The sequence below is a fragment of the Marinagarivorans algicola genome, assembly GCF_001292705.1.
GTDB classification, from domain to species: Bacteria; Pseudomonadota; Gammaproteobacteria; order Pseudomonadales; family Cellvibrionaceae; genus Marinagarivorans; species Marinagarivorans algicola.
Genome location: NZ_LGAK01000050.1, coordinates 1 through 16,908 on the forward strand (window position 1 = coordinate 1; position 16,908 = coordinate 16,908).

The window sequence follows — 16,908 nt, forward strand, 5'->3', positions numbered from 1 at the left end:
TAGTTACAAAATGCCTAACCCACACATATGCGTAGATAGCCGGTAGGCTTGGTTATGCGGCCCTTTGTGGGGCCGCTTTAGGCCACATGATCAAACCAACAGCTACCAGCGAGCAAGCCAGCTGCATAATAGTGATTGATAAAAGGCTTTCGGGCAAAAGCGTCGACAACGCCGACAAACACCCCGACAGGCCAAATTGCATAGCTCCCATCACAGCCGCAGCCGTCGCGCCATTCGCGGCAAAATAATCCATATAACACGCATGGCAATTAGGCGATGTAACGCCAATCATACCCACCGTCATAATTAATGCCGGCGCATAAAAAAAGATCGATAAATCAAGTGTAGCACTCAGTACTAAGGCGCTCACCGCCAACATTTGTAGGCAAATGGCACACTTGAGCAATACTTTAGAAGGGAAATAGCCCAGTAAAATGCGGTTAGCCATCATTGCAATCCACATCATTACAATATTGGCACCAAATAATAAACCAAAGGTGGCGTTGGTCACGTTAAAATGTGTTTGATAAATAAAAGAAGCGTGCGTTACAAACAAGATCATTACGGTGAACAAAAAACCCTGCAAAAACACATACCGCACAGCGCCTGATGTTTTTAATACAGTAGCATAGCGCATCATAGCCGATAACTGAGCCGCCTTAGGGGCAGACGAATCATGCGCGGCGCGGGCTAAAAAGCCCTCTCGAAACAATGTAACGCGCAATACAATAATCACAAGTAAGCCATAAGCGGCCAAAAAATAAAAAATCGCAGGCCAGCCCCAGCGCAATAAAAAAGCACCAATACTAGGCGCAATTGCTGGCGCGGCAACCATCATCAGGCCAATCAAGCTAAACATTTTAGCCGCCTCACTCCCGTGTACACGATCGCGCACCATCGCCGGTACACAGACCATCAAAAAGCCACCACCAAAAGCCTGCACAGCGCGTAAAGCATTCAATACACCCAGTTGCTGAACCTGTGTAATGGCTAAACTCGACAAGACAAATAACACCAAACCTGCCAACATTACTCTAGAACGCCCCACACGATCAGCCATTGGCCCACCCACCAACTGCCCCACCGCCAGCATTAAAATATAAACCGATACACTCAAAGATACCTCGTGAGCTGTTACGCCAAAGGTTTCAGCCATCAAAGGAAAAGAAGGCAAGTAAGTGTCTAATGCAAAAGGAGCCACAGCTGCTGTGGCAGCTAAAGGTATGGCTATACGTAAGTGAGACATAAGGTTTTATTCTGCGCAGGGAAGATAGTTGATAATGTCAACAATATTGTAGCACGAGTGATGCTGTCAACCCTTTAAATTTACTGCAATAATAGCTTACCCTCCACACGCGTAATGGATCGAGTCATGCCTTCAGCCCCCCCTCTCACGCACCCTGACCTCTCTTCTGGCGCCGCGATAGAAAGCCCGGAGCTTAGCGAAGTTGTTAGGCAATTACTGGCTCGCATTAGGCGCAGCTTGCAGCACGCCATGGAGCAGCGCGATTTAAACTTATCGGTACAAGCGGCGCACGTTATTATTTTAACGCACGCCACACAGCTCAAAACCCCCATGCAGCTGGCGTGTCAAAGTGGTTACGATAAAGCAGTGATTACCCGGGTTGTTAAGCAATTACTGGCCGAGGGCTTGCTCAATAAACATAAAAACACACAAGACAAACGCAGTATTAACCTTACCCTAACAGCCCAAGGCGAGGCGGTGCACCAGCAACTACAGCAGGCCCGCTTGCAGGCCCACCAAGAGGTCTTTGCACCGCTAAACGCCGACGAACTACTGCAAGTAAAAACCTTATTGCAAAAGTGTATTCAATAACCTACCCGCGCACATCAATGGCAATCAACCTTAATGCCTAGCCCAGCATCGCATAAGGTTGTGGTACACCCCGCTTAGGCGCTTTACTTCTGGGTTGTTATTGCCCAGCGTTAGCGTCAGTGCTTGAATCGACTGATCTAAATCAAAGAGCGTTGCGCGCTGCTCGTGACTGCGCACAAGGCTTTCGATCCAAAAAAATGATGCCACTCGGCAACCTTTAGTAACCGGGTTGACTTGATGCAAGCTGCTGGCGGGGTACAAAATAACGCTGCCTGCATCCAGCTTAATATGCTGTAAGCCAAACTGCGTTTCGATACTCAGCTCGCCACCGTCATAGCTATTAGGGTCGCTTAAAAACACCGTCGCCGATACATCGGTACGCAACATGTGGCCGCTGCTGTGAGCACTGTGACTATCGAGAGGCATAGGCATAATTGCGCTATCAACATGCAAGCCATAATGCGCGCCCTGTTGGTAGCGGTTAAATTTAGGCGGGTAAATATGGTTTGGCAACGCCGATGACATAAATACAGGGTGCGCAGCAAGCTTGTGCAGCAATGCGCCTCTAAGCGTGTGCGCGATTGGGCTCGCATCGTCTAATTGCTGATTATTTTTAACCTGTGCCGCTTGGCTACCGGCCGATATTTTACCCTCTTGCCAAGGCCCATCGGCGAGTGCTTGGTTAAATTGGCTTACCTCTGCGGGAGATAATAGCGCATCAATAATCGTGAACATGGGACCTCTCAAATGTTGTACGTGTGTTAACTCATGGCAGACATTCAGTCTTTCAACAAAGACTTAAAAAGACTGAACAACCCAGCAAAAAGTTAAGTCGTTAAATGAATGCAATCAGCTTGAATATCATCAAGGCTTTGGCAGCCCGCTAATGCCATCGCAAGCTCAAACTCCTGCTGGAGTAACGTTAAGCTATGTGCAACACCTAAAGCCCCTGCGACAGCTAAACCGTTAAGTACAGGACGGCCAATTAATACACCATTAGCGCCTAGTGCTAAGGCTTTAAAAATATCGGTGCCTCGGCGAATACCGCTATCGAGCAAAATAGGTAATGCATCGCCCACCGCTTTGCGCACACTGGGTAATACGGTAATGCTCGGTGCTAGGCCATCTAGCGTGCGCCCGCCGTGGTTAGAGACCACAATGCCGGCGCAGCCACTTTGGGTGGCGAGCAGCGCATCTTGTGGGTGGCTGATGCCTTTTATCCAAACCGGTAGCTCGGTGTGCTCGCATAACCACTGAATATCTTGCCAGCTAGGGGCATCTGCCATCAGGCCGTTCAGCAAGACACTTTGCCCCTGCGCTAATGCCTGGGTTTTTGCCTGCGGGTAGTCGCGTAAATTAGCCGCCACCACACCTGCGGGCAAACTAAAGCCTGCGCGCTGTTGGCGGTTACGCAAGCCACTTACCGGAGCATCGACCGTAACCACAATGGCGGTGTAATTGGCCTGCTCGGCACGCCTTAGCAAGTCTAAGGTGTGCTCGGCGTTAGGCTGCAAATACAACTGGAACCACTTGGGGGTTTGTTGTTGCGCGCTAATATCCTCTAAGGGGACCGACGACAATGTGCTGGTGAGCATGCCCATATTGACGGCATTCACACCCGCCACCGTTGCCAGCTCACCCTCGGGGTGTAATAGCGCTTGGTAGGCTAAAGGGGCCACCAATAATGGCGAGGCAAAGGCTTCACCATTGAGTGTCATCGCCGTGGAGCCTTGGGTAAACTTGCGCAAGACACGCATATTCATAGCAATCGCATCAAAGGCGCGGCGGTTGCCATTTAAAGTAATTTCATCACCTGCGCCGCCAGTAATATACTCATAAATACCGTGTGGCATATACTCTTTTGCCAAGCGTTCGTAATCACAAATAGCAATTACATCGGCTGGGATATTGGCCAGTTTAGGTAACACATAATGATCAGCAGTCATTGCACAATTTACCCCTTCAACAAAACAGCGCCCCAAATAAAACAATACGCTAAATAAAACAGCACTTAAATCAAAAAAAGGGAGCGCGATCTAGTCGCTAACCCCCTGCGTGATACAACAATTAATGCTGTATGAATTGTACTCAATTAACACAGTCACCTGCCGTGTTTAAAACTCATAGGCTAACGTGAGTTTTGCATTTCTCGCAGCGCCTATGTATGCAAAAGCACCGCTACGGTAAGCCGCTAGGTAATAATCATTATCGGCCACGTTAGCAACGTTTAAACGTACATCTAGCTGCTCGCTAAAGGTATAAGAGGCAAATAAATCAAAGACTGTATAACTAGGAACTGCGTACGAGTAATCGCCAATTGCCGTATTAAAACCGGCCGCCGAGTCTGGCTGGCCTGCGTACATTTCGCTAGAGTAAGTCATCGTGCCGCCAAAAGAAAACGCCTCGCTCATTTGGTAGCGCAATTGTAAAAATGCACTATCGTCGGCAAAGTTACTGAGCGTACGGCCTATGGTATCTTCATTAATAGAGGCTAAAACCTCGGCATCCATCACTGTGAGACCAAGTTGCGTGCTGAACTTTTCGGTAATGTTACCCACCACCGATAACTCTGCACCTTTTATGCGATGCTTGCCTGTATTTAGCGTACCTAAATTAGCATAATCGTCAGCGCCAACACTTTCCATTACATCATCTTTCGTGATCTGGAAAATAGCTGCAGAAATCAGTAATTTATCGTTAAAGATATTCCATTTGGTGCCTAGTTCGAGGTTTTGTGTCGCCTCTGGCTGACTGTCAGTGACTTGTTGTGGGTCGCCACAAATACCACCGTAACCACAGTTACCCCCTAAATCAGACTCACCACCGTTAACATTACTTGACGTGCTGTAAGTAAAATAAACGTTCGCATTCTCGTTAATATCATGCACCACACCCAAATGGCCATTCCATAAGGTATCTGAATAATCATACGCAGTCGCTTCACCACGGCTTGTCACTAGATTTGAATAATCAAAGCTATCAATTCGTATACCGGCAAACACCGACCAATCATCGGCAATATCAACGGTGTCCATTAATGACATCGAGAAAGTATCTAATGCGTAATCAGAGTCTTGTGCGCCTTTTGTAATACTGCGCTCCATTACCGAGTTAATGTTATCAATATAATGACCGCTCGCATCGATAATGCAATAAGCCGCTGAGGCACCACGGCGCCCACCCACAATACAATTGGTCGCGCCGGTATTGTCAACATTGTATACACCGTTTTCTACATCGAGCGCGCTATACTCGGCACTCATCACAAAATTGTGCTTTAAGCCACCTAAGTTACGGTCTAAGTAAACATTAAACTGGTTAGCAAAGTAGGCCACCTCTTGCCAGCCTTGGTGTGTACTTAAACTAACTGTTGCCGTACCCGGTGCAGCAGGGTCGGTTGCATCACGGGTTGTACCACGGGCACCGGTGGTCACATAACCGTTATCGGTTGTGCCATAACGCATTAAGTTTTCGATGCGCGTATCGCTGCTCATTGCATATTGTGCGCGCAATGTGAGGGTATTAATGTCTGACTTTAAAAAGTCTTGTCCTTTTTGAGTGTATGTCGGTAAATCATGCACTGGCGTACCGCCATTAGGGGTTATATAAGTCCCCAAATCTGGGGTGTCTTCTGCTTTTAAATAATAATAGTCTGCCACTAACTTGAGTTTATCGGTGGCTTGGTAAGCCGCCGATAACGCCAAACCCGTACGCTCTTGGTCGGCAGGGCTACGATCGGGAATATCTTTAGATGAATATAAGACGTTAGCGCGTACTGCTAGGTCTTCATTAATACTGGTATTGCTGTCTAGTGTCATACGACGATAGCCATCGGTACCCAAGCCACCTTCCAGCTTATTAAAGTCATACTCGGTACTCGCTTGCTTGGTAATACTGTTAACAGCACCGCCGGTCGAGCCACGGCCAGCAAAAGTAGAGCTTGGGCCTTTAGTAATTTCAACTTGCTCTGTGGCAAAGCTTTCACGGGTCGTCATGCCTGGGTCACGTAGGCCATCAACAAATACATCGCTGCGCGCTTCTTGGCCGCGGATAATATAGCGGTCACCAAAGGCATTACCGTTTTCGCCAGTACCTAAAGTAATGCCTGGTTGCGCGGCTAAAATATCTTTTAAATCCGTTTTGCCTGACTCTTTAATTTGCGTTTGTGTTAACACGCTAATGGTTTGCGGGGTGTCGGCAAGCTCTTTGACATGACGTGCATCGCCCGAGATTTGCGCTTTGTAGGGTGCGCCCGCTTGTGCATAAGGGTTGGTGTCTAAGGTGCGCTCTTCAATTTGTAGGGTATCAAGCACAATAGGTTCATCGTCTTGGGCCATGGCCAAGGGGCTTAATAATAAGCTTGGCAAGCTTAATGCTAATAATGTTTTTTGAGTGTTAAAGCTCGGCGAGCGCAAGCTCAAAGAGGCCGAAAGGTTGGGGGTTTTATGTTTCATAGAACACTATTCCTTAAATACGGAGTTGGTGATAAGTGAGTAATCGATAGGAAAGACCAGCGTCAGGCGCTCGCGCTTAATAGACTTTGGTACCGGCGGTAATGGGTTGGCGGCTGCAAGCATCTGCAGCGCCGCTTGATCAAGCTCTGGATGACCCGAGCTTTTTTTAATACTGGAAGCTAAAACGTCACCGTCGCGATTAATCGTAAATTGCAACGTGACTACACCTTGTAGCTTTTGCCGTTTCAGTACTTTAGGGTACGTTTTAAAGGCGCTTAAGCGTGCCGATATAGCCGCAAAATAGCTTTGTGCGCTGCCAACTTTACCGCCCGAGCGGTTTGAGCTGGCACGGCCGGTACCTCGATGCGCCGCTTTACGCGCTTTAGGCGCTAGTCCTTGCTCTGTGCTTTTGGGTTGAGCACTGAGGTCTTGTGTTTTTACCGGTGCCGGCGCCTTAGCCTCGGCCTGCTTGGGTTTGAGCTCGCGCTCATTTTCAAGCTCGTCTTTGGGTTCGTCCTTGGGTTCATCTTTAGGCTCATCTTTAGGCATTACCTTGGCCCTGGCCTTGGGCTCGGGCTTAGCTTGAGCAATGGCAAATTCATCGGCGCGCTCAATAACAGGAATAGATGCCGCTTCTGGCTCGACCGGTTTAGCCTGCACGGGGGTGGCTTTGACTGACTCTTTTTTGACTGGCTCAGGGTCTATAGACTTAGGCTTTACAAGTTCAGGCTTTACAAGTTCAGGCTTTACAAGTTCAGGATTTACAAGCTCAGGATTTACAAGCTCAGGTTTTACAAGCTCAGAAGGTGTGAGTGGGGTTTTTGCTGGCTCAGGGGTTAGTGCATCATCAGGCACCTCAGCAATAATTTGAGTTTGCGCTTGGTAAGCCCCAAGCATGCCCAAACCTACTTCAAGGCCATCTTCACCCTCACCCAGCGCGCCGCCTTCACGTGTATTCGGTTTAACCCATAATGCAGCCAATACCGCACTGTGTAGCAGTAACGCAAACACCATAGCCACCAGCCAGCGGCCTCGGTAAGCCGCCGCATCAAAGCGATCTTGGCCCACGAATGTTTGCCCTTTAAGACCTGCCCAAGCAGCACCGCTCTGCCGATACGTATTGATGGCGGCCTCGGCATGTTGTGTGTTAGCGCAGTATTTAACTGTGCAACGATTAAACGCACTCATGCTGTAGGCTCCATCGTTAACGTCAATAGATTAATCGCACTAAAGCCAGCGGCACGCAGTATATTGAGCACCCGATCAAGGTCTTGGTAAGTCACGTGTTTATCGGCGCGTACCGCAATTTGCGCCGGGTGTTGCAGTAATAGCTCGGTCAAAGCCGCAGGTAAAGCCTCTAAGGTCACGACCGTATTGTTCACATGAATAACATTGCTTTTAGACAGCTGTAAAGTAATGGGCTGGGCAATAGCAGGCTGGGCTTTAGCGCTAGTGGGCAAAGCTAGGCCGGCATCGTGAATGACTTCAATTTTTCCGGCAATCATAAAAAAGATCAGCAAAAGAAAAACAATATTAATCAGCGGAATTAAATTATCGTCGGTGCTTGGCTTACGCTTAGACGGCTGATGCCAGTTTATTGGGCGGGCCATTAGCGTGCCGCCTTTTGTGCGTTGGGTTTTTGTAAAATGGGCTCTTGGCTATTAGCTGCCAGTGGCGCCAAGGTGACGCGCGTAAAGCCCAGCGCCTGCAAGCGAGCAAGGCTATCAACAATCTTTTGTACCGACGTATTAGCCGCTGGCAATACCACCGTGGCGGCATTGTTATCCCACTGCGCTAGCGCGCTATCACTGAGTGTTACCCCTGCATTAGCGCCATCAACGCCTTGCAATTGCCCCTCAACACCTAAGCGCAATTGCTGCGGTTTAAGCTCTGAAGTGGCGCTTGCCGCCAAAGCCGACTGCATCTCGACAGCGCTAAATGGGGTAAATGAAGAGGTCAACATAAAGAACATCAGCAAAATAAAAACCACATCAATCAAGGCGGTCAAACTAATGCTTTTTTTGCGTTTTGGCGGCAAAGCTAAGTTATGTGCCGCTAACTGAGACGCTAAATAAGACATAGGGCTACTCAGCACCCAAAGAGGTTGGCACAGCAGCCTGAGCCTTGCTTGTCGAGGCTGTATTGGCGCTAGCATATAAGGTAAATACACGCTGCAAATCATTTTGAATCGCCTGCGTTTCTACCTCGGCTTTACGCTCAAAATAACTGTTTAGCATAGAGACCGGAATGGCCACCGCCAAACCCACAGCTGTGGTTAGCAGCGCCTGCCAAATACCACCAGACAAAACCGCGGGGTTGACTTGCGCACCGGCCGCCTCCATGGCTTTAAAAGCTTCGATCATGCCTATAACAGTCCCCAAAAGCCCCATCAGTGGCGCCAAGGTCGCAATAACCTCTAGTACGCGCAGGTGACTATTTAACTGTGCAATCGCTAACTGCGCCTGACGATACACCTCGTCTTTAATGTCATCGATGGCCAACCCAGACTTATCAATAATCTGCACCGCACTACTGACAAGTACTGCGCGGTAATTACGCTGACCGTTCACCAATAACAAGGCTTGCGAGTACTTACCTTGCTGTAGAAAGCCAAAAGCTTGCTCAATCGCATCGGCAGGCTTTGCCCGTGCACTATAAAACTGCCAGCCCTTCAACAGGCCCACACTCAGTGCAACAATCCAAAGGCCCAACAGCAGCCAGACGACTATTCCACCATTGATGAGTAACTCGATCATAATATACCTAACAATAAGCTAAATGATAATGATTCGTATTTTATTCTCATTAAGATCTAATCACAACTCATTTGTTATTGCATTTGGCTATATGGCTGACGTGCAAGCACTGCAGCCAAGTGAGAAAAGGAAATCGACGAATACAGATGGGATGCATACAGAGATGCAAGTCAAGATGTGACGCTTGAGAGGTATTAATGGGCTGCGACAATAACCACGAGGGAAACTCCGCTTAATCACTCCGTTGGTGAGCTTTTGATTCAGTTTTGTTAACTCTACGCCCAACAAAAAACCCTCTAGGCACAGCCATAGAGGGTTTTGCAAAATGTCTCTCTTTATTGAGATAACGTAAGCTTTAGTTGCACACTCTTACGATGCCGCCGTTGCCCTGCTGCCCCGTTTGGCACAGCGTGCGACCAATGCAGCTTTGATTGTTTTCCCAGCCCCAGTCGGTGCTTTGGGTTGTGCACAAAGGGCGCGGTGCGTCGCTATACCACTGACATTGCTGCGCGCAATTACCGCTTGAAGAACTCGCTGCTACAGAGCTCGACGCCATTGAGGAGCTAGACGAGCCACTGCTCTCAGCACTACTACTGGAAGCCGGCAGAGTTACGCCGTTATACACACTGGCTTTTACCGATGTTTTGGCAATACCATGAGTCCCGTTAATCAAACGTCGCCCCCATGGCGTTAAGCTTTTAGGGTTAAAATTATTGACAATATCTAGCGCCACGCAGCAGCTACCATTACCCGACCAAGACCAACCCAAATAGCCAATGCCTTGCTCTTGCGCCACGCGCATAATTGCGTTGGCATCAACAAATTGCCCTTGATGGTCCTGACCAAATTCACCCACAATCAAAGGGAGGTTATGGTTGGTTAAAAAGCCTGTCACGTAGTTATTGATACGATTATAATTTTGATACACCTCGTACATATGCACACTAAATATCGTGTTACTGAGTGAGTCGGCTTGGGCTACCTGCGAGGCATTATCAAGCATGATATTTTGCCAATCTTGACCCCAATTAGCAGCATCAATAACCAATGTATGCGTCAAGCCTGCCGCTCGTAGTGTTCGAATAGCGGCGCTTTGCTCATTGACCCAGCGGCTAGGTGCCGGTCCATTTCCCATAGGCTCGTTGGCAATATTAATTAAAACGTAATCTTCTTGCCCTTTAAGTGCACCTTTTATATCAACCCAATATTGCGCCGCACGGGCCATAGTACCGGCTGCACTTTCTTCGCCAGAACCTGTCACATCGTGAACCTCTAACAGACAAATAAGCTGGGCTTGCTTACACAGCGCTATCACGTTAGCAACATCCGCCTTTGAATTACGTGTCCAACGATCGCCATTACTTAGCACAACACGCACCGTGTTAGCGCCAGTGGCCGCTATATTAGAAAAAGCAGAGGTTTCACCCAGGTACCACGCATGCGGGTGATTCATACCGCGCATCACAAAAGGCTGACCATTACCATCGAGCAGCTGCGTGCCCGATACACTAAACCCGGCCATCGCATTGATTGATAACAAAAAGGTGGCTAAAAAGGCCAACATCTTCGTTAACCCGCTGTGTAACCTATGACTCATAGCAGAGATTTTTTTGAGTATGTATTGATAGCTCTGTGACATTGTTGCTCCTCGTTAAGCAAAAGACTGAAAGTTTTTATTGTTATTCTTTCTGCTGAGCCCTGCTTAGTGCTACCTAATAGTTATACATTAGGGTATAGCGAAAAATTAGGACACTTAAGAAATTAACTTAAGTCTATTTAATTAGTTAACGGTAAAATGTGTTCTAGGTCCACTTTTAAGATTATCTTATAATAATAACAAGTTATTTATATAGCGATTTTATTAGATTAGCATTAAGGCTGCACCATAAGGTTTAGGCGCGAGGTAATAATAGATTGCCCAATGAGACGCAGAGTTCTGCTTACTCAGCAAGGCACTTGAAGGCGCGCATGCCTGAGTCTACGGGGATGTAGGTCAGTAGAGTAACGCAGGGAGCAGTTGCCAGGCATGTAACACTGCGAGCAATGCCGCTAAGGAAATAGCAAGAGAAAATACACACAAGACACGCAGCCTTGTGTGTATTAAGGCTTACAAAAAAAGGGCATGCTTACTGCCGTGTTTTTTTAGCCTGCATAATAAAGGCTGGGTTTCTTAAGGTGCTATAGCTCGACTCTGCGGCAAAATCTAATTCGCCTGCCAAACCTATCATAAAGGCAGAAATAGTATTCGCGCCCTGATTGGCTACAAACAATAAATTACGGCTATCAACAACAGTAAAAGCACGTGGCTTATCAATAGTTTGCTGATCACGATCAATCACTTCTAAACGACCATCAGCAGCGATTGAGTACGTGGTAATGGTTTGATTGGGACGGTTAGAGGTATAAAAATTATTGCCATCTAAGCTAATTTCAACATCGGCGGCGCCACTTTTATCTGTCTGATCCGCAGCGAGTGCCTCAACACTTTGCAGCTCGGTTAACGAACCATTATTTTGGATACTCAGAACAACTACACGGCTAGTAGCCTCGGTTAATACATAAGCCACATCCAGCGTTGGATGAAACGTCATATGCCGAGGTGCTTCGCCCTCTTCCGAGCGCCAAGCGACTTCACCGGGCGATAATACGCCGGTGTTTTTATCAAAAGCGTATTTTCTAATCACATCATCGCCCTTAAAAGGCGAGTAAAGATATTTGCCGTCATTTCTCCAACCAACCCAGTGCGGTAACGAGGTTTCGCCATGAGCATAGATTTGAGGCTCATCTTTAATCGTGCCGTCATCATTAAGGCCGAACACCACAACCTCACCGGTTGAGTAATTAGAGCTGGCGAGGAATTTTTGGTTAGGATGCACATCGACACCTGAACCACGCCTACCGCCAGCGGGCTGGGAGCTGATTTGGGTAAAGTCAGTACCATCCCACGTGTAGGCGCCAACAGTGTCTTCGCCACCGGTATAAATGATACCTTTATTACTGGTAGTGACATACCGAATATCACCGGCATCACTGACCTCGCGTGGCTCGCTAAAGCTCATAGTTTCTGCATTGTAAGTAAAAGTAAAAACACTACCACCAAAGCTTAATAGCGGTGTTATTTTAGGTGTTCGTGGCGCCGATGACGAGCTAGCACCCGATGATGCCGGCAAGCTCGAAGACGAGACTACACTCGAGCTTGAAACCGGTGCAAGGCTAGAACTTGAGACTGGCGCAATACTAGAACTAGAAGCCGGCGCAACGCTAGAACTGGCAACGAGCGACGAAATAGACGAAGAACTCACACCTGATGCAGGTTCAGTTATGGTACCGCCACCGCACGCCGCTAAGACTGAGCTTAATGCGACGACTAAGGGTATTTTTAAAGTCATAGTTTACCTCTTGACTTAAATTTATTTTGATTTGATCTCGAGTATTAAACACCATTTAATACCTGAAAAAATTACCCAATTCACAACAAAAAAGAATAATATAAATCCACCCAAAATGAGAGTACTCTAATATTATACGCCTACGAGCTGTTTGAAATTATTCTATTCACTATTTATCGATACGGCTAACCCACCAACGCATTACACCCGAAATTATTTAAAAGTATCGCAACCGAAAAAACGCTCGAATTATTGCAAAAAAAAATGCTTTGTGGCTGCGTATATTGAAGACTGATCCAAAGTATTAACGCGTTAGGCTATGACGCTAAAAAGCAGTAAAAATATAGGCTTCATAATATAGCCTCTTAATAAATATTATTTAAAATTTATTAAGAATCAGTATTTATCAAGCAGTGATCAATAGCATTGTCTTTAAAGGCATACAGCAAGAATGATGATGAGTGCTAGATACACACTAATATCAATGATCAATATGCAAAATAGATGTTAAAAACACACACAATGCAGAGGGTTTAGTGCCCCTTTAATGGTTTATTAATACTCCAGTTTCGGTACCTTTAAATCGTGACAAAAATCAAACATTATGTGTAAAACACATAACAGGTCACAAACTACGATGTGGTAGTTTGTGACCTCGTTCTTTGCGTACTTAGCTTAGTGCGCCTGTAATTATTTTTCCGCCATTAAAACGTATATTAATCCGCTCATTACTTAAGCCTGCAGCTTTTGCCAATGTTTTACCGGCAGAAACCAGAGTATCTCTATAGGCGATATCAGGGTTATTTGACGTGCGATTATTAGAGTTAATGCCTGTTGCTTTAAACTCTACCGGAGTCCCTGTAGGCTTGGTAGGCTCAATGCCTCCCACAACACCAGGCTTAATAGAAGAGCCAGCGACCAGCATTGTATGATGCATACCATTATGGTTGCGCCCGCCGTTAGTGTTATAGCGAAGTGTACGACCAAAAACATTCAGCGATGCAAACACAACCTTATCTTGTAAATTAGCCGCTTTAAGTTTATCCCACATAATCGTGAGATCTTTCATGGCGTACCCTGTTTGCTCAACTTCATTATCAATACTGCCATGGTTATCCCCGCCAAATCGAATCCCCAAAGTGACCGTTGGTGCAATGCCTAGCTGCAATAAAGCGACCGCCATCTTCACCTGATCTGAAGGGTTATCTTCTTCGATATCGGTAATTAATGAACCTAGGTTGGTGGCAATCTCTTGAGCATCAACTCGGCTCAAGGCATAGCGGTCTAAAAATTTTAACTGCGCAGGCGTGCCTTCACGTTTCATTTTTTTATACGTCGAGTCAATAAAATGATCACGCAATGCCACCATTTCATCGAGATTAGCAGCCGAACTTGCAAATAGCTCTTTAATTGCAGATGGTCTAAGCACCGGTATCGCACGGCCCCTGTAAGTAATGCTTGAACCACCCACTGATAAGGGCTCTTTTAATATTGTGTTAAGCCCTTGATACGTTTCATCAGCCATAGCCTCGGCCAATTGTGCACTACCTGCACCATTTTGATCTTTAATTGCACCATGAAAACGAATCACATGACGATGATCGGAATGGGCATTGGTATAGGTACCGTGATGCCAAAAGCCTAATCGACTGCGTAAATCTTCTGGCAAAGTAGACCAAGGCTCTGCCGCTTTTACGCGCGCTGCCCCTAAATTAAAGTCTACGCCATTTTCGTAGCCGGTAACACCACCGCCATCACTTCTATGTTGTACATAGTTGCGTGGATCGGCGTTGTTTTCAGCATAAGTACCCGGCGCATTGGCATTGAGTGGATCACCATCTGATAGGTGTGAAAATATCGTGTATTTAAAGTCACCTTCATCGGCTAATGCACGATGGCTATTACCTAATAATAAAGCCGCTGGCACACCGGTAATCAATGAGCGTAGCTGTACTGAGCCTACGCCCAATATCGACTTAATTAAAGCATGACGTCGCGTAAGGTACTGTTGCTCAAAAGCTGTGATTTTTTTATCGCACATGTGATTACATTCCTATAGACAAAATATCAGGTGAGCTACAAGCAGCAAAAAACAAATTGCGTACGGCTTCTAGTTTTGTATGACTATAGCCACATGAAATAGCATTTTGTTGTGTAGGGTTAACGCCACTGCTACAGGCTGTGGAATGGGTAGACAGATCATAAATACGCTTTAAACCAGCCGTCAGCTCGTCGTGTCGTAAATGATTTTTAGGCAAACCAATAATATGCTCAACCAGTTGGCCGATAGTTTTATCTATATCTTGCGCGCTATTAATAATGCCCTTATTGGTATTTTTAACAACATCTTCTGCCAGTTGTGCACATTTTTGATCTAATGATTTCACATCAAAAGGGCCCACCTGAAAAACCTGTACAAAATCGGTTTTTGCACGATCAAATGTATCGGGCGGTATTAAGCCAAAGTGTTTTTCATCGCGGCAGCTTTTCAAAAATTTACCATTTTTATAAAAGCAAGGTTTAGGACATACCTCAATAGTATCTGCGCTGGGGTTGTTGATACCTTTGAGTGTATCGAGTCTGTTTTGCATGGCTTGGCAAAGATGATCGCCTCGCGATAAGCTCAGTATAAATTCATGGGTTTCATGATTTTTAGTAAGTTCAGTCCCTGTAAATAAAGGCGATGAAAAAAACTCACGTACCGCTAAACGATAATTTAAATTGTTATCTTTAAATACTTGTACAATACGTTTGAACTCTGGATCGGTATCATCACAGCGCTGGCTATTGCCCCACATGCACAATTTTTGAATCCAGGCTTTTGGAAACTCAGGGTGCTCGGCAATAATTTTGGCTAAATCATCAATTGTATTAAATGATTTATTCACACCAAAAAATGAGAAGCTAGGCGTTAACGCATTACTCTCTGGCTCAATAGCATGATTATGCGTATTAATAGTATTCATAAAGGCCAAGCGCATCGGGTCCATATGGCGATGGCAGCTATAACATACCGTGCTAGGATCTGCATGCTCTGGCGGAATACCGTTTTCAGTAGAGTGCGGCGTAGCATCAGAAATCTCAAACTCTTTATCAAGTGCAATAATAAGTGTTTGATGCGTGGTTACGCGAAACTGATTATCTTCATTGGTTTGCCAAATAGCGTAAAAGGCTGGCGTCGAGAAAAACCCAACCATAGGCCGGACCATGCTAATGCGGCTGCCATCTTCAATATCACGCAAAGACTCGATCATCGCGCTCGAATCAGGCGCCCAATCAAAACGAGTATCCGATTGTTCGATTGTGACGGTTTTCCAATCACTAAAGTCTGAAGCCTGAAAGTATTCGTATTCACCCAAGTATTTCTTGTTAGATTTACGCTCAGCCAAGCCTTTGCCTTTTTCAAGGTAAGCTAATGAGGCCAAAATGGCACTAGTGACCTCCCATTTGCGTGTGGTGGCCACTTCGCTAAAAGGCTGCTCATTATCGTAAATACGCCATGCGGTTTTCACCATCATATCGCGGAATGATTGGATCAAGGTGATATTGCGGTTATCTTTATTTAAGCCGTCGTATTTGGCAAGTTTCCAGAATTGATCATTATAAACGCCTGGGTTACCCAAGCTATTAATTTGGAATGTCGTTAAAAAGAATCGCTCAAGTTTGGTTTGATACTCTGGTGTTTGCTCCCATTCGGCAATCAAGTGTTTGAGGTCTTCTGGCGAAACCTGAGCATCTGGCCCACCTAGCGCTCTAAGCTCTTTTGCCGTAGGTGCGCCGCCGTGCAACATGTATTTTGCTTTAGCTAGCGCCTCTTGCGCTTTCACTGGCACAAAATCAGGTAGGTCGCCGTTTTCTTTAGCCACTTCAGTGGCAGCAACTTCTGCCACCCAGTTAGATAAACACCTAAAATCAGGGCCTGAAAGAAATTTATCATGCGTTACTGCGTTAGGCGGCATAGGCTGACGTACACATGCTGTGGCATTCAGTTTGTTTAAAGACTTTTTGCGCAATAGCTTTAAAAATAGCGAGTTGGCAGGGTCAGCCGCATCAATCATTTTTTCATCAGCGCATGCCGAGCCACCATGTTGACTTGGCTGCTCGAGCATATCAACCCCAAGGGTTGCGCTTTCGAGATTCAAATCACCGCCCGCTAAGGCAAAAATGCTCGCGTTGTGGCATGCCATACAATTGTTATCAGTGAATACTTTTTTGACCTTAGTCTTTGAGCAGCTTGACGGCGCCGTTGCCACTGAGCTTGCCGCCACCGATGACGAGCTAGCAACAAGCGATGACGAGCTTTCTATGACAGTCGACGAACTTATATTCACCGATGATACAGGCGCGGGGGGCAAGGATGATGAGCTGATATCGGGCGTCGAGGATATTGCTGGTAATGAAGACTTATCGGGGTCATCAGGCTCACCCGAGCATGCCGTAATACCTATTAACAGTAGAGCTGTTAAATCAAC

The 16,908-nt window shown here is 46.4% G+C and carries 14 protein-coding genes; 2 read left to right on the forward strand and 12 right to left on the reverse strand.

From position 1 onward, the window contains the following. Positions 1-52: 52 nt before the first annotated feature. Positions 53-1,246, reverse strand: coding sequence for a Bcr/CflA family efflux MFS transporter (locus tag AC438_RS13965; RefSeq protein WP_053981887.1), 1,194 nt, complete (start codon positions 1,244-1,246; stop codon positions 53-55). Between the two features lie 126 nt (positions 1,247-1,372). Between AC438_RS13965 and AC438_RS13970 the strand changes: the two genes are divergently transcribed. Further along, positions 1,373-1,837, forward strand: coding sequence for a MarR family winged helix-turn-helix transcriptional regulator (locus tag AC438_RS13970; RefSeq protein WP_053981888.1), 465 nt, complete (start codon positions 1,373-1,375; stop codon positions 1,835-1,837). Between the two features lie 30 nt (positions 1,838-1,867). On the opposite strand, the gene AC438_RS13975 is transcribed toward AC438_RS13970, so the two are convergent. From AC438_RS13975 to AC438_RS14025, 11 genes are all read right to left on the reverse strand, one after another. Next, positions 1,868-2,572: a Fe2+-dependent dioxygenase gene (locus AC438_RS13975; protein ID WP_053981889.1), complete on the reverse strand. Its 705-nt coding sequence runs from the start codon at positions 2,570-2,572 to the stop codon at positions 1,868-1,870. A 92-nt stretch (positions 2,573-2,664) separates the two neighbouring features. Further along, positions 2,665-3,783: an alpha-hydroxy acid oxidase gene (locus AC438_RS13980; protein ID WP_053981890.1), complete on the reverse strand. Its 1,119-nt coding sequence runs from the start codon at positions 3,781-3,783 to the stop codon at positions 2,665-2,667. A 168-nt stretch (positions 3,784-3,951) separates the two neighbouring features. Then, complete coding sequence (locus tag AC438_RS13985) at positions 3,952-6,291, reverse strand: TonB-dependent receptor (RefSeq protein ID WP_053981891.1); 2,340 nt, start codon at positions 6,289-6,291, stop codon at positions 3,952-3,954. A gap of 6 nt (positions 6,292-6,297) precedes the next feature. After that, positions 6,298-7,479: a TonB family protein gene (locus AC438_RS13990; protein WP_053981892.1), complete on the reverse strand. Its 1,182-nt coding sequence runs from the start codon at positions 7,477-7,479 to the stop codon at positions 6,298-6,300. Beyond that, positions 7,476-7,901: an ExbD/TolR family protein gene (locus tag AC438_RS13995; protein ID WP_053981893.1), complete on the reverse strand. Its 426-nt coding sequence runs from the start codon at positions 7,899-7,901 to the stop codon at positions 7,476-7,478. Before AC438_RS13995 ends, AC438_RS13990 begins: the two co-directional genes overlap by 4 nt. After that, positions 7,901-8,371, reverse strand: coding sequence for an ExbD/TolR family protein (locus tag AC438_RS14000; RefSeq protein WP_082354179.1), 471 nt, complete (start codon positions 8,369-8,371; stop codon positions 7,901-7,903). Before AC438_RS14000 ends, AC438_RS13995 begins: the two co-directional genes overlap by 1 nt. Positions 8,372-8,375: 4 nt before the next feature. After that, on the reverse strand, positions 8,376-9,047 hold the full coding sequence (locus AC438_RS14005) for a MotA/TolQ/ExbB proton channel family protein (protein ID WP_053981894.1): 672 nt from the start codon (positions 9,045-9,047) through the stop codon (positions 8,376-8,378). Between the two features lie 355 nt (positions 9,048-9,402). Further along, positions 9,403-10,686 carry a cellulase family glycosylhydrolase gene (locus tag AC438_RS14010; RefSeq protein WP_238376404.1) on the reverse strand — a complete coding sequence of 428 codons (1,284 nt, stop codon included), beginning with the start codon at positions 10,684-10,686 and terminating at the stop codon, positions 9,403-9,405. Positions 10,687-11,173: 487 nt separating this feature from the next. Then, positions 11,174-12,436, reverse strand: coding sequence for a lactonase family protein (locus AC438_RS14015; protein ID WP_053981896.1), 1,263 nt, complete (start codon positions 12,434-12,436; stop codon positions 11,174-11,176). 670 nt (positions 12,437-13,106) lie between these two features. After that, positions 13,107-14,477, reverse strand: coding sequence for a DUF1501 domain-containing protein (locus AC438_RS14020; protein WP_053981897.1), 1,371 nt, complete (start codon positions 14,475-14,477; stop codon positions 13,107-13,109). 4 nt (positions 14,478-14,481) lie between these two features. Continuing rightward, positions 14,482-16,623 (reverse strand): hypothetical protein, encoded by a 2,142-nt coding sequence (locus AC438_RS14025; RefSeq protein ID WP_053981898.1) that lies wholly within the window; start codon positions 16,621-16,623, stop codon positions 14,482-14,484. A gap of 25 nt (positions 16,624-16,648) precedes the next feature. Here AC438_RS14025 and AC438_RS14030 point away from each other — a divergent pair. After that, positions 16,649-16,908, forward strand: a 260-nt coding sequence (locus AC438_RS14030; protein WP_162230750.1) for a hypothetical protein, incomplete at its 3' end; no start/stop codon positions are given.